The 18,537-nt window shown below is 45.4% G+C and carries 20 protein-coding genes; 13 read left to right on the forward strand and 7 right to left on the reverse strand.

Features of this window, described 5'->3' with window-relative positions; all coding sequences use genetic code 11:
- The first annotated feature begins 31 nt into the window (after positions 1-31).
- From BN3912_RS07350 to dapA, 10 genes are all read left to right on the forward strand, one after another.
- On the forward strand, positions 32-601 hold the full coding sequence (locus BN3912_RS07350) for a lipocalin-like domain-containing protein (protein WP_023982943.1): 570 nt from the start codon (positions 32-34) through the stop codon (positions 599-601).
- 30 nt (positions 602-631) lie between these two features.
- Positions 632-1,549 carry a ribonuclease Z gene (locus BN3912_RS07355; protein ID WP_023982944.1) on the forward strand — a complete coding sequence of 306 codons (918 nt, stop codon included), beginning with the start codon at positions 632-634 and terminating at the stop codon, positions 1,547-1,549.
- A 106-nt stretch (positions 1,550-1,655) separates the two neighbouring features.
- Positions 1,656-1,964, forward strand: a complete 309-nt coding sequence (locus tag BN3912_RS07360; RefSeq protein ID WP_023982945.1) for a T9SS type A sorting domain-containing protein — start codon at positions 1,656-1,658, stop codon at positions 1,962-1,964.
- A 190-nt stretch (positions 1,965-2,154) separates the two neighbouring features.
- Positions 2,155-3,534, forward strand: coding sequence for a L,D-transpeptidase family protein (locus BN3912_RS07365; RefSeq protein ID WP_023982946.1), 1,380 nt, complete (start codon positions 2,155-2,157; stop codon positions 3,532-3,534).
- Positions 3,531-4,076, forward strand: a complete 546-nt coding sequence (locus BN3912_RS07370) for an RNA polymerase sigma factor (RefSeq protein ID WP_023982947.1) — start codon at positions 3,531-3,533, stop codon at positions 4,074-4,076. The genes BN3912_RS07365 and BN3912_RS07370 overlap by 4 nt, the downstream gene beginning before the upstream one ends.
- Positions 4,077-4,123: 47 nt before the next feature.
- The gene (locus BN3912_RS07375) at positions 4,124-4,492 is read left to right on the forward strand and encodes a hypothetical protein (RefSeq protein WP_004370684.1); all 369 of its coding nucleotides are present in this window, start codon (positions 4,124-4,126) and stop codon (positions 4,490-4,492) included.
- A gap of 21 nt (positions 4,493-4,513) precedes the next feature.
- Positions 4,514-4,945, forward strand: coding sequence for a hypothetical protein (locus BN3912_RS07380; protein ID WP_064972294.1), 432 nt, complete (start codon positions 4,514-4,516; stop codon positions 4,943-4,945).
- Positions 4,946-4,960: 15 nt separating this feature from the next.
- On the forward strand, positions 4,961-5,692 hold the full coding sequence (gene truA, locus BN3912_RS07385; protein WP_023982948.1) for a tRNA pseudouridine(38-40) synthase TruA: 732 nt from the start codon (positions 4,961-4,963) through the stop codon (positions 5,690-5,692).
- 7 nt (positions 5,693-5,699) lie between these two features.
- Positions 5,700-6,617, forward strand: a complete 918-nt coding sequence (locus BN3912_RS07390; RefSeq protein ID WP_036859089.1) for an EamA family transporter — start codon at positions 5,700-5,702, stop codon at positions 6,615-6,617.
- A gap of 70 nt (positions 6,618-6,687) precedes the next feature.
- Positions 6,688-7,575, forward strand: coding sequence for a 4-hydroxy-tetrahydrodipicolinate synthase (gene dapA / locus BN3912_RS07395; protein ID WP_036858848.1), 888 nt, complete (start codon positions 6,688-6,690; stop codon positions 7,573-7,575).
- A 163-nt stretch (positions 7,576-7,738) separates the two neighbouring features.
- Here the strand turns inward: dapA and BN3912_RS07400 are convergent, their stop codons facing one another.
- From BN3912_RS07400 to BN3912_RS07425, 6 genes are all read right to left on the reverse strand, one after another.
- Entirely contained in the window at positions 7,739-8,782 is a 1,044-nt protein-coding gene (locus BN3912_RS07400) for a type I asparaginase (protein ID WP_023982951.1), read from the reverse strand.
- 17 nt (positions 8,783-8,799) lie between these two features.
- Positions 8,800-10,227 carry a 23S rRNA (uracil(1939)-C(5))-methyltransferase RlmD gene (rlmD, locus tag BN3912_RS07405; RefSeq protein WP_023982952.1) on the reverse strand — a complete coding sequence of 476 codons (1,428 nt, stop codon included), beginning with the start codon at positions 10,225-10,227 and terminating at the stop codon, positions 8,800-8,802.
- A 322-nt stretch (positions 10,228-10,549) separates the two neighbouring features.
- Positions 10,550-12,352, reverse strand: a complete 1,803-nt coding sequence (locus BN3912_RS07410; protein WP_023982953.1) for a chloride channel protein — start codon at positions 12,350-12,352, stop codon at positions 10,550-10,552.
- A gap of 8 nt (positions 12,353-12,360) precedes the next feature.
- Positions 12,361-12,930 (reverse strand): L-threonylcarbamoyladenylate synthase, encoded by a 570-nt coding sequence (locus tag BN3912_RS07415; protein WP_023982954.1) that lies wholly within the window; start codon positions 12,928-12,930, stop codon positions 12,361-12,363.
- Between the two features lie 94 nt (positions 12,931-13,024).
- Positions 13,025-13,996 carry a methionyl-tRNA formyltransferase gene (fmt, locus tag BN3912_RS07420; RefSeq protein WP_023982955.1) on the reverse strand — a complete coding sequence of 324 codons (972 nt, stop codon included), beginning with the start codon at positions 13,994-13,996 and terminating at the stop codon, positions 13,025-13,027.
- A gap of 54 nt (positions 13,997-14,050) precedes the next feature.
- Positions 14,051-15,028: a GNAT family N-acetyltransferase gene (locus tag BN3912_RS07425; protein ID WP_036858851.1), complete on the reverse strand. Its 978-nt coding sequence runs from the start codon at positions 15,026-15,028 to the stop codon at positions 14,051-14,053.
- A 117-nt stretch (positions 15,029-15,145) separates the two neighbouring features.
- Between BN3912_RS07425 and BN3912_RS07430 the strand changes: the two genes are divergently transcribed.
- Genes BN3912_RS07430 through BN3912_RS07440 form a run of 3 tightly spaced genes read left to right on the forward strand, consistent with a single transcriptional unit; the run spans position 15,146 to position 16,825 of the window.
- On the forward strand, positions 15,146-15,664 hold the full coding sequence (locus BN3912_RS07430; RefSeq protein WP_023982957.1) for a nitroreductase family protein: 519 nt from the start codon (positions 15,146-15,148) through the stop codon (positions 15,662-15,664).
- A gap of 46 nt (positions 15,665-15,710) precedes the next feature.
- Positions 15,711-16,229, forward strand: a complete 519-nt coding sequence (locus BN3912_RS07435) for a KdsC family phosphatase (protein ID WP_023982958.1) — start codon at positions 15,711-15,713, stop codon at positions 16,227-16,229.
- Positions 16,230-16,252: 23 nt separating this feature from the next.
- Positions 16,253-16,825 carry a Maf-like protein gene (locus tag BN3912_RS07440; protein WP_023982959.1) on the forward strand — a complete coding sequence of 191 codons (573 nt, stop codon included), beginning with the start codon at positions 16,253-16,255 and terminating at the stop codon, positions 16,823-16,825.
- Positions 16,826-16,869: 44 nt separating this feature from the next.
- Here BN3912_RS07440 and BN3912_RS07445 read toward each other — a convergent pair whose 3' ends face one another.
- Positions 16,870-18,537, reverse strand: coding sequence for a glycoside hydrolase family 10-like protein (locus BN3912_RS07445; RefSeq protein WP_036858855.1), 1,668 nt, complete (start codon positions 18,535-18,537; stop codon positions 16,870-16,872).

Genomic DNA, 18,537 nt, shown 5'->3' on the forward strand with positions numbered 1-18,537 from the left:
CATTTTGAATTCCAATCAAAAATACGATTAAATGAAACAAATAAGAAAATATCTATTAGGCATAGTTGTATCGGCGATGTTGACAATTTGCTTATTTTCTTGTAATAACAAGAAATCTGCAGGACAGCAACAGCATGATGGTAATGCTGATGCGGAAATGGAAAACGATTCTACGATTTATGGTGTTTGCGGTGAAGACATGGGGATGAGCACGTTCGCATTGATTACCGATCAAGGCGATACGTTAACAATGGTACTCGAAGGTGGTGACAATTCCGAGGTTAAAGGTGGAAAGATGCCCGGCGACAGGCTTGCTGTAATCGCATTAAAGAATACGGATGGTGAAAATATAGTGCGAAATGCCATCAATATAACTACCTTATTGGGCAAATGGATGAGCATAGACAAGAATTTCGAGATACAAGAAGGTGGCGATGTAAAGTCGTTTGTCAAGGCCGAAAGTAACCCTTGGACCGCATGGAAGATACTCAATGGGCACTTGCTTTTGAACCGCGATACCTTTGATATCGATGTTTTAGGAGCCGATTCGTTATGTCTTGAGAATAAAAGCGGCATATTTGCTTACAAAAGACAGAAGTAATCAGCCGGTTTCTTTATCCGGTCGTTCGGCATGGAACCATTCAAAATTCATATTTTAGGGTGCGGCAGCGCGTTGCCAACCTTACGGCATTCGGCGTCGTCTCAGGTTGTTGAGGTGCGTGGAAAGTACTTTATGATTGATTGTGGCGAGGGTACACAGGTACAATTGCGCCGGTCTCGTATCAGTTTCACCAAGATCAATAGCGTGTTCATATCCCATTTGCACGGAGATCATTGTCTCGGTCTCATCGGTATGATATCGACTTTTGGCATGTTGGGGCGCACATCTCCGTTTCATGTTTATGCACCTATCGAGTTCGAATCGTTGTTCTATCGGCAGTTGGAATTGTTTTGTCATGGTTTGGATTTCGATGTAACGTTCCATGGAGTAGATACAACGGAAAACAAAGTGGTTTTCGAAGACCGCAGTCTGACCGTGGAAACAATACCGTTAGATCATCGTATTGCCTGTTGCGGTTATCTTTTCCGCGAAAAGCCTACACGTCGGCATATCTTACGTGATATGATCGATTGTTATGAAATTCCTGTTTCGCAAATCAATAATATAAAGAATGGCGCCGATTGGGTAACACCTAATGGCGATATAGTGCCCAATAGCAGGCTTACGAGCGAGGCCGATCCGCCACGTTCGTATGCTTATTGCAGCGATACCCGATATATTTCCACGCTTCATCGGTTAGTGAAAGGAGTCGACCTGTTATATCATGAGTCGACATACGGCAACGACAGCATTGAGAGAGCCAAACTATACTATCACAGTACGGCTGCTCAAGCCGCTGCAGTTGCCCGTGATGCCGGCGTCGGTAAACTGTTGCTCGGCCATTATAGTGCCCGTTATGAAGACGAAAACGTATTGCTCGATGAAGCTAAAGCCATTTTTCCGCAGAGTTATTTGAGTGAGGAAGGAATGATATTCGACGTTAAATAATGCTAATTATACAATAAGTTTATAATTAATGTCTATTAAATACCGATAATTCTTTTTATCTTTGCCTTGCACAAAATATTTTTTTAAGGCACAAACATGTACGTATATGATTAAAAAGATACTTCCGATATTTTTCGCAGCAACTTTGTTTATAGGAGTTCCAACTACGATGTATGCCAATCAGGCTATTGAAATCATTGAGAATGATTTCGATGAAGTTTCGATATCCGTAAGTGGTTCGGTGCTTCATGTTACCGGTGCGAACGGCCAGAATTTGCAGGTGTATAACGTAGCCGGCGTTTGTGTGATGAATATAAAGGTAGACGGGCAGGACAAACGCTTTGATATGAACCTGCCAAAGGGTTGCTATATCATCAAAATAGGGAGAACTGTAAGAAAAATCTCTATCAGGTAACACTAATCTCTTGAGGTTTTTTAAGTATATTTTGGCCTGCTTTCTTGTGGTGTATATTGTATCGGCATGCCGTAAGAAGGTTACCAATCCGAACCATGATTTGACGATAGAGGCGTTTTCCGAATGGAAAACGGCCGGTTATGCCATAAAGTCGCACCGGATATCCGCATATCTAAGTCGAATAGGCAGTATGGATAAGGACACTACATGGGCAGACTATCGCACACGTGCATACTATCTAAGCAAAGGAAAGTTTTTGTGGATTACCCGCAATGGGGTAGACTGTCGTGCAGACAGCTTGCTTGCGTTTCTCAAAACGGTATCGGAGATGGGCTTTTCGCCTCGTAAGTTTCGGGCGCAGACGATAGAAGATGACTTGACACACCTGCGCGGTTTGAATGTCGACGCGGCGAAGTATGATATCAACAGGTTGCTGGCGCGCCTCGAATATAATCTGACCAAAGCATATTTGCGATACACTGCGGGCCAGCGTTTCGGCTTTATGAACCCGAAACGCATATTCAATCGCCTTGATGTTTATGAGCCCGACAGCTTGCATAAGTCGTTCCGCGGACTTTATGATATACCTATGGAACTTGCAGAAAAGCTGTTTTTCGAAGCTGCATTGCGAAAGATCGGAAACGATAGCGTGGCTCAATTTCTTCATGAGGTACAGCCACAAAATCCACTTTATGTTTCTTTGTTGAACAGGCTGAAGCAATGTAGTACGCAGACCGAGCGCATAAAAATGCTTTGTAATATGGAACGCTGCCGTTGGAGGCTTTATGATTATCCGTGGAGGCATCGTAAGTATGTGCTTGTCAATATCCCTTCCTTTCATTTGCGGGCCGTAGACCAAGACAGTGTATTAGAAATGAAGATAGGATGTGGCTCTTTAGAAACCAAAACTCCGCTGCTTACGAGCCGTATCATGCGCATGGATTTAAATCCCCAATGGGTTATACCGCGCAGTATCGTTAGGAAAAGCATCGCTAATCATGCGGGCGACAGTGCCTATTTCGCTTCTCATCGCTATTATGTACGTGAGCGTAAAACGATAAAGCGTATTCCTGTCAGCCTTGTTTCGCGGAGTATGCTCAACAGTTCCGACTATTTTGTGATACAAGAGGGTGGAGAAGGCAATGCTTTAGGGCGCATTATTTTCCGTTTCAACAATAACTTTTCGGTGTTCCTTCATTATACTTCCGCTCCCGGAGTGTTCGAACAGAGCAGTCGCGACGTATCTCATGGTTGTGTACGTGTAGAGAAACCTTTAGATCTTGCGGTATTTCTTTTGAAGAATAAAGATGAGAAAATTATCGAAAAGATAAGATATTCCATGACTGTAGACCTCGGTAATCAGCGCGATAAGGGGCAAAGAGGTGTGGAATTTCGACCGCCTGTGGATAAAAGAAAGCTGATCGGTTCGCTGAAAGTGGAACCGGAAGTGCCGTTGTTTATAACTTATTATACTCTTTATCCCGATCGGTACGGACAGTTGGAGGAGTTCCCAGACGTGTATGGTTATGACCGTGTGATATATAATTATTTGGGGAATTACACGAAATGACATACGATGAGAGGCGAATATTAAAGGAATTGACCGATCCGAAGACACAGCGAACGGCGTTTTCTGTTTTGGTCAGCCGGTACAGCGAACCGCTGTATTGGAAAATACGCCGTATCGTATTGGAGCATGAAGATACGAACGATATTCTTCAAAATACTTTCATCAAGGCGTGGAATAATATTGAAGACTTTCAAAACAGGTCGAAAATCTCTACTTGGCTTTATCGGATCGCCATTAATGAGGCACTTGATTTCCTGCGAAAGCAAAAGAGTACGTCTCTTGTCAGTGCCGATGAGGATGGTTCCGTGGCTAACAGACTGATGGCCGACGAGTATTTCGATGGCGACGAAACGCAGGCACAGTTGCAACAGGCCATTGCCCTATTACCCGAAGTGCAGCGCACTGTGTTCAATCTACGCTATTTCGACGAAATGAAATATTCGGAAATGAGCGAACTCCTCAATACGAGCGAAGGTGCTCTGAAGGCCAGCTATCACCTTGCGGTGAAGAAAATAACCGAATATTTTAGGCATAATGATTAAACTTTCTGCAGGTTCTAACGTCAAAACAATGTAAGGAGAAAAGAACAATGGATAAGGAAGAAAGATTTCTGAAAGAGCATTTGGGAGCGGAACAACCGTTCCGTGTGCCCGATGGATATTTCGACAACCTGCCCGATCGTATAATGGAAAGGCTGCCGGAACGCCGTGCTCGTATAGTCGCCATGCACCGGAAGTTGCGTTATCGCTATGGGATAGTCGGCATGGCAGCGGCAAGTGTGTGTGCTGTTGTGTTCGGATTGAACTTGTTTTTGTCCAAACACGATGCACAGTCGCACCGTCTTGTCGGTACGCAGGAGGAATATGCTTCATCAAATTCATACAATATCATCGATCAGACAGCCGACTATTCGATGCTTGATAATGAAGATATCTATGCTTACGTTTCGAATTATTAAACATAAAAACTCAAAATTAAATTGAAAAAGATACTCGTTATATTCATAGCAATGGCTCTCTTGCATGTTTCGGAAGCCGACGCACAGGGGCCAAGACCATTTGATCCCGCTAAATTCCAAGCCGATTTAGAGCAATTCATTACTATGGAAGCAGCGCTGACTCCGCAAGAAGCTGCCGATTTTTTCCCTTTGTATCGCGAGATGAGGAAGAAACAAATGGTGTTCTTCGATGATGACAGGCGTTTTAAACATGTAGATCTGACCGACGACAAGGCGTGTGAGTCGGTCATACGCCGGCATGATAGCAATGATATCAAGATGAAAGAGATACAGCAAGAATACCATAATAAATTCCTGCGCATACTGCCTGCCGGCAAAGTTTTCCGTATCATTCGGGCTGAGGATAGGTTTCATCGGCAGATGTTCAAACGTGTGATCGGTCATCGTAAATAAACCTGTCGCAAACAGATGCAGCGTTATTTCGTCTATTTTGCCTATGATGGCACTGCTTACCATGGCTGGCAAGTGCAACCCAACGGCAATTCCGTGCAGGCAGAGTTGCAGAATGCTCTTTCTGTTTTGTTGAGGCAACCTGTAGAGGTGGTGGGGGCAGGCAGGACAGATGCCGGAGTTCACGCCCGTATGATGGCAGCGCATTTCGATTTCGATACACCTATCGATGAGGTGCAGCTTGCCTATAAGCTCAACAGGCTTTTGCCCAAGGATATTTCGGTGGATAGGGTGGTGGCGGTAGACAGTAGTATGCACGCCCGTTTCAGTGCCGTTAGCCGTACCTATCATTATTATGTACACTGCCGTAAGAACCCGTTTAAGTGTGCTTATTCCTATGAATTGCATTATCAACTCGACTTCCGTGCAATGAACGAGGCAGCCCAACATCTGTTGCAGGTAGAAGATTTCGGCGCTTTCTGCAAGTCGCATAACGATTCCAAGACCACTCTATGCCGTGTAACTCGGGCTCTGTGGGTGCAAGACGATGCAGACAGCTGGCATTTTGTTATCACTGCGAACCGTTTTCTGCGCAATATGGTGCGTGCAGTTGTGGGAACTTTGATAGATGTCGGCAGGCATCGTATCAGTAAGGAAGAGTTTATAAAGATAGTAGAGCGCCGCAACCGCACCGGTGCAGGCGAGAGTATGCCCGCACATGCGTTGTTTTTAGAAGATATAAAATATTGATATTATGATGTGGCTTGCACTGGCTTTCCTTTCTGCAATGCTCTTGGGTTTCTACGATGCATTCAAGAAAGATGCCCTGACGGGTAATGCCGTCATCCCTGTATTGTTTCTCAACACACTTTTCTGCTCTCTTATATTCCTCCCGTTCATTGTGTTTTCGTCTGCTACACATGTGCTCGACCAATCCATTTTCCATGTTGTGTCGGGGGGATGGGAGCAGCATAAATATATTATACTGAAGAGTTGTATCGTGTTGTCGTCGTGGACGTTCGGCTATTTTGCCATGAAACATCTGCCTTTAACCATCGTCGGGCCCATTAATGCCACACGTCCGGTGATGGTGCTTGTGGGGGCTATGATTGTTTATGGCGAGCATCTCAACCTTTATCAGTGGATTGGAGTGCTGTTAGCTGTTGCTTCTTTCTTTCTTCTAAGTCGAAGCGGTAAGAAAGAAGGTATCGATTTCAAGCACGACAAGTGGATTTATTTCCTTGTACTTGCCGCGTTGCTCGGCGCTGTGAGCGGGCTTTACGACAAATACCTCATGGCGCCGATCGAGGAAGGCGGTATAGGTATGGATCGTATGTTGGTGCAGAGCTGGTTCAATATCTACCAATGCGGCATGATGTTTGTAGTTCTGTTACTGCTATGGGTGCCGTATCGCAATACTTCAACGCCGTTCCGATGGTCGTGGAGCATTGTCTTTATCAGCATCTTTCTATGTATTGCCGATTTTGTTTACTTCTATTCCCTCAGTCTTCCGGGGGCTATGATATCCATAGTTTCCATGATTCGTCGCGGTAGTGTTATCGTCAGTTTCCTTTTCGGTGCCGCCGTGTTCCACGAAAAGAACCTCAAAGGCAAAGCTATCGACCTGCTCTTGGTGCTTTTGGGCATGCTTTTCCTTTATTTCGGTTCGAAATAAAAGTGACTTATTTATTTTGCATTTCGGCAATATTGTCGTAAATTTGCAACGAAATCGTTATACATTATTTATGGCAGGTAATATTTTTAAAGGACTGGGAGTAGCCCTTATCACACCGTTTACACAGGAAAGAGAAGTCGATTATGCAGCACTTAAACGTCTTATAGAATACCAAATCGACAACGGAGCCGACTTTCTGTGTATACTTGCCACTACGGGCGAGACGCCTTGTTTGACCTTTGATGAGAAAAACAGAATAACGGAACTCGTCAAACAGACGGTAAACGGCAGAATACCTATCCTTAAATATTGCGGCGGAAACAACACTGTAGCAGTCGTAGACGAAATACGAAACTCCGATTGGAGCGGTATCGACGGCATGTTAAGCATATGTCCGTATTATAACAAGCCCTCTCAAGAAGGGCTTTATCAGCATTTCAAAACCATTTCCGAGGCATCTCCGTTACCGGTTGTGCTTTACAATGTGCCCGGTAGAACGGGGGTAAACCTGAAAGCGGATACCACTGTACGCTTGGCAAACGACTGTTCTAACATCGTTGGAATAAAGGAAGCCAGCGGTAGTTTGGAGCAAATGGACGAGATAATCAAGAATAAACCGGCGCAATTCGATGTGATTAGCGGCGATGATGCGCTCGCTTTCTCCATGATAGCCAGCGGTGCAGCAGGCGTAATATCGGTGATCGGCAACGCTCTTCCTAAGGAATTCTCGCGCATGATACGCCTTGAATTTAAGGGAGAATACGGGCCTGCCCGCAAAATACACCACATGTTTACCGAACTCTACAGTCTTCTGTTTGTAGAAGGTAACCCTGCCGGCGTAAAAGCATTGCTCAATGATATGGGGTATATCGAAAATGTGTTGCGCCTGCCACTTGTGCCTACCACCATCAAAACCAAGCAGAAGATGGCAGAGGTACTTAAGGAAATCAGAATTTAAATAAGATATATTATTAAAAAAGATGTGCTCTGCAGCACATCTTTTTTTGTTTTGTCATATTTAGAAATACTTTCTGTGGCACATATATGTACCGCCTGTGCACGGTACATATACTGCCTATAGCCGATAGACATGCCCGCTGTTCGGCATACATGCGCGGAGATTATTCCGTTATCGTTATTTCTCCGGCTATCGACCGGTTCATCATTTGGCGGATGATGGTGCTGTCGTCGTAGATAGCTTGCAGATACATCAGTTTCGTAACGGCAGCCTCTACCGTGCTGTCGTAACCTGTAACCACGCCAATTTGCTTCAGTTGATAGCCTGTGTCGTATCTTTCCATCTCCACACTGCCCGATATACACTGGCTGATATTAACAATCGTAACGCCTCTGGCAGCCGCCTTTTCCAGCAAATGCATAATCCAAGGCGTCTTGGGAGCGTTACCGCTGCCATACGTTCGCATCACAATGCTGCGCAATTCGGGAGCATCGAGCACATGATGCACTATGTTTTCTTCAATTCCGGGGAACAAAGAAAAGACCACGACATTAGAATTCATGGCCGTATGTGTTACCATTGACTTCGAAAAGTCGGGCTGCAAAATGTGATGTTCGTGGAACACAAAATTCACGCCCGCGTCGCACAGATGCGGATAATTGAACGACTCGAAGGCCGAAAAGCCATCGGCGTTCTTTTTGGTACTGCGGTTTCCGCGCAGCAGAACGCCACTGAAGTAGATACATACCTCGGGAACCATTGCCGTACCGTCGGCTTTTGCGTGCGATGCAAGTTCTATACTCGTGAGCAAGTTCTCCTTTCCATCGGTACGCAATAGCCCTATAGGCAGCTGACTTCCCGTAAGTATCACCGGTTTAGTGAGGTTCTCGAGCATAAAGGAGAGGGCAGAAGCCGTGTAAGCCATCGTGTCCGTGCCGTGCAGAATAACGAAACCGTCGTAACGGTCGTAACGTTCACTGATGATAGTCACGAGCTGTGCCCACATTGCAGGGCTCATGTCGCTCGAGTCGATGGCCGGATTGAACTGATAGATATCTATGTCGGTCTCCAAATAAGAGAACTCCGGCAGCTTTTTAACCAAGTGATTAAAGTCCAAGGGCTCCAGTGCGTTGGTATCGGGATTAAGCCCCATGCCGATCGTACCGCCGGTGTAGATGAGCAATACTTTGTTTGTGCGCTGTACCATAATATCGATTTGTTTTTTCAGATTGTTTGTCTATGGGTTAAAAGCACCACGTTTTCCACATGCGGAGTATGCGGAAACATGTCCACGGGCTGCACGATATCTACCTTATATTGTATGTCTAAGGCCGCTAAATCGCGAGCTTGTGTCGCTGGATTGCAACTTACGTAAACTATCCGCTGCGGATTGGCCCGCAAGATGGTTTGTATAACATCGGTATGCATGCCTGCTCGTGGCGGATCAGTGATGATCACGTCGGGTTGTCCGTGTTCTCTGATAAAATCGTCCGTAAGGATATCTTTCATGTCTCCTGCAAAGAAAAGGGTGTTTTCTATGCGGTTAACGGCCGAATTTACCTTGGCATCTTCTATCGCTTCGGGCACATATTCTATGCCGATCACCTTTTTGGCTCGGGCGGCCACGAAGTTTGCGATGGTTCCCGTGCCGGTATAAAGGTCGTAGACAAGCTCTTTACCCGTGAGAGAAGCCAATTCGCGGGCTACACTGTACAAGTGGAATGCCTGTTCGGTGTTGGTTTGGTAGAAGCTCTTGGGCCCTACTTTGAACCTAAGTCCCTCCATTTCCTCGAATATATGGTCGTTGCCTTTGAACACTTCTACAGGAAGATCGCCGAAAGTATCGTTGCCTTTATGGTTGTCTACATACAACAACGACGTGATTTGCGGGAACCTGTCGGCGATATGTTGCAGCAGTGTCTCTGCTTTTTGGCGATCTTCCGGTGTTTCAAGTTTGAACTGTAGCAGGAGCATCCATTCTCCGGTGTTCGAGTTGCGTATCATCATGTCGCGCAGCAGGCCGGTCTGTTGGCGGATGTCGAAGAATGAAAGGCCGTTGGCAAGGGCGTAATCGCGGATTTCATTGCGTATCTTATTATGCAAGTTGTCCATCAGATGGCATTTCTCGATGGGGTATATCTTGTCGAAAGCACCTGTAATATGGAAGCCAACGGCATTCATATCGGTAAATTCTGTACCCGATGCCACCTCTTTTTTGGTAAGCCAACGTTTGTTGGAGAAGCCAAATTCCAGCTTATTTCTATATTCTGAGGTTTTTACAGAGCCGAGTATCGGGCGCAGTTCGGGCAGTTCAACCTTTCCGATGCGCGATAGTTGATCGAAAACCTGCTGCTGTTTCGCCTTTAGTTGCTCCTCGTAGGGCAGGTTCTGCCACTTGCAACCGCCGCAAATGCCGAAGTGTTCGCACATCGGCTTCTGTCGCTTGTTGCTATATTCGATAAATCTGATGACCTCGGCCTCGCAGTAATGGTGTTTTTTCTTGCGCACCTGCAGGTCCACAATGTCGCCCGGAACGGTGAAAGGCACGAAGACAACCATGTCTTCAACCCGTGCCAACGACTTTCCTTCGGCGGCAATGTCTGTTATAGTTACGTTTTCAAGTATCGGTAATGCTTTCCTTTTTCTCGACATATCGTTCGCTTTTGCACCGCAAAGTTAGCGTAAAAGGTGCAATACACAAAATAAATGACTTGCTTTTTAATTAGTAACGGTCAGTATGTAACGGGGGAATGGCAGTCGTATTTGCAGGAAGAGTGGAGGACGGACGAAGCATGTGTTTATCACAGATACCCCTTTGCCGTAAATAGATATACCATCTAAGCTCCTCAGAATGCCTATTTAAGCGCCTTAGATATATGGTCTAAGCGGAGTTGTTTTTATTTTGTTTCAATGAACATGGAAAATGTAGTGTTGCGATATTGGTGGATGGCTTCGGTTACATTTTATGCGAGACCTATTCGGCCGAGTAATCTTCCACCGTTTTACGATACATGGAATAAAGACGTGTGCGCGAAATGTAACCGATAATTCGTTGGTTTACATCTACTACCGGCAAGAAATTGGTGTTCTTGGTGTCGAACTTACGCATCACTTCCTCCATCGGATCGTTAATTCCGAGCGTTGCTTGCACCGGTGTCATTATCTGTTTAACCGTAAATCGGTTATATAATTCGGTGCGAAACATTATCTGTCGTATCTTTGTAATGTCTATCTCACCGAGCAAGGTGCCCCCGCTATCTACAACAGGCAGGAAACTGCTGTGGCTTCTGCTGATAACATTCACGAGTTTGCCCAGCGGAAGATCGGGGCTGACAGGTATGAAGTCTTTATCTACAACGCTCTTTAAACTCATCAAGGTGAGTACGGAACGGTCGGTATGATGCGTTATGAGCTTGCCTTCACGTGCCAGACGCATGGCGTAGATGCTGTGGGGTTCGAAGATACTGATAGTAAGAACGGATACTATACTTACAATTATGAGCGGCATAAAGAGGGAGTAACCGCCGGTAATTTCGGCTATAAGGAAGATACCCGTAAGGGGTGCGTGCATCACACCTGCCATCACGCCCGCCATACCTAATAGAGTAAAGTTCTTTTCCGGGATATATACGCCCACTTGATTGATATTCCAAAGGCGCGCAAACAGGAACCCACCGAAGCCACCGATAAACAATGACGGTGCGAAAGTACCGCCGCATCCGCCTCCGCCGTTGGTGGCAGAAGTAGCAAACACTTTGGTAAAGAGAACCAAGGCTATGTAGAGTACGAGTAATTTGCCGTGGCCGTAGAAGAGAGAGTTGTTGAGCAGCGTGTTCCAATCGGCTTCGGTCTGGCCTTGCAACAGTATGTTGATGGAGTTATAGCCTTCGCCATAGAGCGACGGAAAGAGGAAAATGAGTGAACTCAATATAATTCCGCCCAGCATAAGTTTGGTGTATTGGTACTGTTTCAGTTGGGCGAAAACGTTCTCACAGGCCGTCATCATGCGGATAAAATACAGACTTATGAGTCCGCAGAACAGCCCCAACAAGATGCTGGGGGGTATTCTTTGGATGCTCCATGCACTGTCTAATTGAAAATCGAACATGGCATTGCCGCCCATGAATATGTAACTGAAGCAGGTGGCCGTGACGCTTGCCGTGAGAATAGGCATCAGCGATGCCATGGAGAGGTCTACCATAAGCACTTCGAGCGTAAATACAAGGCCTGCTATCGGTGCCTTGAAGATGCCTGCGATGGCTGCCGAAGCTCCGCAACCCACAAGGAGCATCAGCGTTTTGTTGTCCATTTTGAACAGTTGGCCGAGGTTGCTGCCGATGGCGCTTCCCGTCAATACGATGGGTGCTTCGGCCCCTACGGAGCCTCCGAAGCCTATGGTAATGGCCGAGGCCAGTACGGACGACCAGCAATTGTGTCCTTTCAGATGCGATTGTTTGGTAGATATAGCGTAGAGAACCCGCGTGATACCGTGCGATATATTGTCTTTTACGACGTATTTAACGAACAAAGACGTGAGATAGATACCCACTACAGGAAGCACAAGGTATAGCCAGTTATACGATGTATAGCTGAAACCGGCCGTGAGCAGATATTGTATTTCAGAGATAATCCAATGGAGTGTATAGGCCGCAACGGATGCCAAAAGGCCGATGAAGAACGAAAGAATGAGCGTCATCTGCCTGCGTGTCAGATGTGCATTGCTCCATCGAACGGCCCTTTCTATAAAGGTAATCTTCCTATTGTGTACGGCTTCCATCGGTAAGTTTATTTTCTGATGATGCTGACTTCTCCGTTTTTATTCAGTTTAATGATACTGCTTGGGGTATGGGGCTTATGTTCTTGGCGACGAGACCAGCATACGTAGTCCACTGCATCGAGCAATTCTTGACTGATATCGCGGTAGTTAGAAGCAGCAGGCTGACCGCTTATGTTGGCACTTGTGCTGACCAATGGCTTTTGAAAGCGGTAGCAAAGTTCGCGAGAGAATGGTTCTTTCGTAATTCGCATAGCTATACTGCCGTCTTCGGCAATAAGATTAGATGCCAAATTCACAGCATCATCGAGGATTACAGTGGTGGGCTTGGTGGCCAATTCCATAATATCCCAAGCAACATTCGGCACGTTTCTTACATATCTTTGCATGCGCACGTCGGAGTCTACGAGGCATATCAGTGCCTTAGAGTCGTCTCGTTGTTTGATTCGATATACTTTTGCCACGGCTTCGGCATTGGTAGCATCGCACCCGATGCCCCATACCGTGTCTGTCGGGTATAGGATAACGCCTCCCTTTTTCATTACTTCGACGGCGTTTTTAATATCTTCTGCTTGTGTCATAACGGTTGTCTTTATTTGTTTAACGGCGCAAAATTAATAATAAAATCGATAAAACGTAAGTGTGGGGCAATAAATATTGTACCCGAACAAATACTTATTTGGCAGTATAGTTTTCTATATCGTGCATGCCGTTTAGGAAGTCTTTTGCCGTCATTCGCTTCTTGCCGGCGGGTTGAATTTCCGTTATTTCGAGCCAATTGTCGGCGGTTGCCACGTACAGATGCGCCTTGTCGACTTGCAAAATGCCCGCTTCGGCAGTACAAGGAAGGTCGGTTTTAACCGTTCGGTATATCTTCAAACCGATGCTCTTGCCGTTGACATCGTTGACAAGTGTAGTCCATGCTGCCGGTACAGGGCTAAGTCCGCGCACGAAATCATAGATATTCTTGGCACGTTGATGCCAGTCGATCTCGCAAGTTTCCTTGAATATTTTAGGTGCAAGTTTCAAATTACCTCCCATATCGGGCTGTGGAATGGAGGGAACATTGCCGTCTGTGGCAATTACCCGGTCTACTGTTTCTATGCACAACTCGCTGCCGAGCCGCATAAGCCCGTCGTACACGTATGCTGCATCGGCATCATCGGGTATGGGGAACTCCTTTTTCTGGATGATACGCCCTGTGTCTATGTCGCGATCAAGGAAGAAAGTGGTTACGCCGGTGAGCGTTTCACCATTGATGACAGCCCAGTTGATGGGTGCTGCTCCACGGTATTGCGGCAACAAGGCCGCGTGGACGTTGAACGTACCGAAGCGAGGCATTGCCCATACCACTTCCGGCAACATACGGAAGGCTACTACTATTTGCAGGTCGGCATGGTAAGATTGCAGTTCTTCAACAAAGCCCTGATCTTTCATCTTTACCGGTTGAAGCACGGGGATGCCATGTTCTGTGGCAAACTCTTTCACTGCCGATGGGTGCAAGGTGTCGTGATGTCTGCCCACAGGTTTATCGGGTTGCGTCACCACAGCCACCACATTGTATCCGTTTTCTATAAGTTTTTTCAGAGAACCTACCGCAAATTCGGGTGTTCCCATAAATATAATACGTAAATCTTTCTTATCCATTCAGCATACAAAGATACAGCATGTAAACTGAAAAGCCAAAAAATATGTTACTTTTCATTCCCGATATATCCACGATAGCAGACTATTTATCCACGGTATAGATATTCTGAACCACCGATATTTGGTTACCGGTTTGCCACCGAAACTCAAAATAAAGTCTCTATGTGGGTTTTTTATCAAAGGTAGACCTGCGTCTAAGAAAGACATGTGGGCATAATTGTTGTCGTAAGCATACTTTATCGCGTGCCAGATGGTTAGGGTATTGGGGTGCAAGAACATGTATCTTTTACGCTTGGAAGCGTGATACCACAGAAACATATTGCCATTGTAATGCACACAGATACACCCTCCAATGACCTTATTCCTATAAAGTGTTACGAATATATGGCCATTCTGTCCGCATCCTATGGCCCGTATCTGACTTTCAGGTGGTACGAATCGTCTGATTTTCAGGCGGTAGAAGCTGTGGAGTATAGTATAGAATTGATGAATTTCTGCCTCGTTTTTTGCTTCTCGAGTTACTATTCCGAGATTGTAGGAATGGCGGATACGTTTTAGAAGTTTATTACTTAGCCTATTTTCGGGTGGCATGCTGTGCAACGAGTTATGTATTTCTTGCCAGCTGATAGGGAAGTATCCGTTCTCTCTGAAATGCCTGTAGCCGAACATTTTGGTGCTGATATTGCTGAATTCTGCATAAAGACACAGCCGTCTTTTGAACTTTCGAGTGGTTTCGCGCAGCATTAAACCGAACACTTCTTCCTTGTTAATGCCGTTTTGATATGCCCCTTCGCCGAATATATGCCCATGTGTATAGAGATAGGGGGGCAGTAAAGAGCCTCTCCTCCTTATGATTGCGAGCATGTGGGCTACGATGTTGCCGTGATGGTCGGTAGCAATGGCCATATAAGGGGTATGCCCCGGTGTGTCTGCAATAATCTTGAAAAGCTCCGGACTATGGAAAAAATTGCCGTCGTTCATAACGGGCAATTCCTTTTGTTTAGAGATAATCCTAACTTTTATCTCTTTCATGTCGCAAAAATAATAAATGTTTTGTAAAAATGCAATATTCGGTAATCCTATTTGATGATTAATGGTTATCTTTGTCAGACATACGTGTATGAAATATAAAACGAACAGATAACAGCGATGGATTTTAATAATTTGGTACGAATGCGACGTAGTTGTCGCCATTTTACTGCAGAAGAAATAAAGCCGGAAGACCTTCAGACGGTTCTCCGTGCGGCATTGATGTCGCCTACTTCTAAGGGGCAACAGGCATGGCGCTTTATTGTAGTGGACGATAAGGGCCTTATAGAGAAGATAGCCGATGCGAAAGATAGGGGTGCACAGTTCATGAAAGAGGCTCTGCTTGCCATTGTAGTTCTTGGAGATGTCCAAATGAACGACTGTTGGATAGAGGATGGTGCCATTGCAGCTATATCCATGCAGTATCAGGCTGCCGATTTAGGACTGGGTTCCTGTTGGGTTCAGATGCGTGGCCGCGGGTTGAGTGATGGGCATGCTGCCGATGAAGTGCTGCACGGGATACTCGATATTCCCGAAAATCTGCAGGTGCTGTGTGTTATTGCCATAGGTTATCCGGCAGAAAAGTCTAAGCCTAAGGCCGAAGAACGGCTTAAATGGGAGAATATTTCTATAAAATAAGCCGATTTGTACAACGTTTTTTAAAATCTTAGATAATTAATATTCTATGATCGATTACGACTTAAAAAAGGTGCGTGCTGTTATTTTCGATGTGGATGGTGTGCTGTCTGCCGAAACTATTCCCATGTCGCAAGACGGCGAACCATTGCGTACAGTGAACATCAAAGATGGTTATGCCATACAATTAGCACAGAAATCGGGGCTTCGTATTGTAATCCTAACGGGTGGAAACACCGATGCCATAAGGACTCGTTATGAACGTTTGGGCGTGGAAGACATATACATGGGCTGCGCCGTAAAGATAGAGAAATACGAGCAGGTGAAGAGTGTATACGGATTTTCTGATGATGAAATCGTCTATATGGGTGATGATATTCCCGATTACGAGGTAATGAAACGGTGCGGATGTGCATGTTGTCCGGCCGATGCCGCTACCGATATAAAGGAAATCAGCCGGTATGTAAGTTCCGTAAAGGGCGGTTACGGTTGTGGTAGGGATATCATTGAACAGATTTTGAGAGCGCAGGGAAAGTGGCTTTCCGATGCGAAAGCTTTCGGTTGGTAAAGGTTTTGATTAAGTGAGATGTAATGGAAATGAAGTATAAAATCATATTGGCATCCAATTCTCCCCGACGTAGAGAGTTGTTGGCCGGTTTGGATATTCCGTTTACAGTGAGAGTTGTCGAGGGTATAGCAGAGAGTTATCCATTGAATTTACCTATACCGGAGATCCCGTTATATATTGCCAAGGAGAAAGCTGCGGCCTATGAGATTGCTGATGATGAACTCGTAATTACCGCAGATACGGTGGTAGTATTCGATAAGAAAGAGGTATTGGGTAAACCCAAGGACGAAGAAGACGCTCGACGGATGCTTGGTTTGCTAAGTGGCAATACGCATCAGGTGATTACGGGAGTATGTCTTACCACGACAGAGAGGCAAAGCGCCTTTGTCGTTGAGACGGATGTTACGTTCAAAGTGCTTGGTAAAGAAGAGATAGATTATTACATTGGCCGTTATAAACCTTTCGATAAGGCGGGCGCTTACGGCATTCAAGAGTGGATAGGTTACGTTGGCGTAACATCTTTGCACGGCAGCTATTTCAATGTGATGGGCCTGCCGGTGCAACGAATTTATGAAGAATTGAAGAGAATGCGATAGTTTTTATTACCGTATATTCGGTTTGAAGGAATAGTGATATTTTGTTATGTTCGTCTTTTTACGACAAAATATCCGAGTCGGTGTGATATCCCTTTTCGATTAAGTGTACGCAATGTGTACATTCCGTTAGCAATACGGCTTACGTCTATTGAATTTCCGTGATGCCTGAATGTGGCAACTACAGTTCCTGTGAGCGTTTCTATCGTAAAGTATTGTGCATCTCCTTGAAGCATGATTTGAGGGATTTGTAGGCAATAACCGTTACATGTAAGTAGGGTGGCATGTGCTTTTGTGACCGTTGTACCTGTTTGTGTGCCGTATTGTGCGGCCTCGCTTTCGTTTCCATATCTATCCATTGCCGTTACTGCATAATAAAAGTCCTTTGTATTTACCAACCTGATGTATGGCCTTTGTACGCGCTGTGCTATCAGATTACGGGCATCGTTAATGTCTACAGGGTAGGTTCGACTTGCGTAAACATTATATAATAAATAAGGTGAATGGCCCGTATTGATAGCACCAGACCAATGGAGTGTGGAAGTTGTTTGGTTAAGATATATCTTTGTAGGTGCCATTGGAGGCACAGAATGTTCCCATGTCATGGCCGGCACGAGAGCCGGATATTTGTCGAATTGTTCTGATGCAAAGGTATATATTCCTTTGGTGTTGTCTGTAAAGAAGCGCCCTCTGAAGTAGGCATGTCCCAAACCATATTGTCGTAATACGTGCATTTCTTGTACGATGGTGTCTATTTTCCAATTCTTTTCTGTTGCGGCCATGAAGTATATCCCCAGCCCGGGTGCTACGATTTTGCCGTGTCTTTGTTCCGCCCAATCTATAGCGAACGGGAAAAAATGGTCTCCTTTAAAGTACATCATAGGGAAAAGTTCATCCATAAGTCCATCGTGCAACCATCCTTGTGCGTCTTGACAAACTCTCGTATAGGCATTCCATCCATAACTCCAATACCTACTTAAGTCATCGTGTTTACCAATGGGAGAGCAACTCATCTTTACCCAAGGTTTTTCAGCTTTTACTTGATCATGTATTTCTCGTACTATATTTGTTATATATTCTCTGCCTTTGCTGCGCGAAACTTTGATATCCCATGTCTCAGGATAGCGTATGTAGTCGAGGTGGATGCCGTCGATATCGTAGTTATTGGTTATTTCTTTGCAGATATTAGCTAAGTATTGGGCCGTTTGAGGGTTCTCCGGATTCATGAAACCGTCTTCTCCTATGCGCCTGATGAGCGAGGGATAACGCGAACGTAGCCTTCTGCATCCCAGCGCATTCCATTTGCCTACCGGTATTGTAACTATCCACGCGTGGAGTTCCATACCCCGTTTATGAGTTTCATCAATGGCAAATTGCAGAGCATCATAGTTGGGAGATTTACCAGAGATGCCCGAAAGACATCCGTCCCATGGTTCGTATTGAGAGGGATAGATTACTGTGCCACGGATGCGAGTCTGTAGTAATATGGTGTTGATACCAGCACGCTGATACAAGTCTAATAACTTTTTGAGATCGTCTTGTTGCTTTCGAATGGAAGAAACAGACTGCGCATAACCGTGAGGCCAGTCAAGTCCACCGATAGTTGTAAGCCACACTGCCCTTACTTCCCTTTTAGGATATATGTATCCGTAGTTCTGTGCATCGGTCTGAAGGAATGTAAATATTAATAGTATAATGACGAATAATCGTTTCAT

It is taken from the genome of Prevotella phocaeensis (assembly GCF_900065875.1).
Classification (GTDB): domain Bacteria; phylum Bacteroidota; class Bacteroidia; order Bacteroidales; family Bacteroidaceae; genus Prevotella; species Prevotella phocaeensis.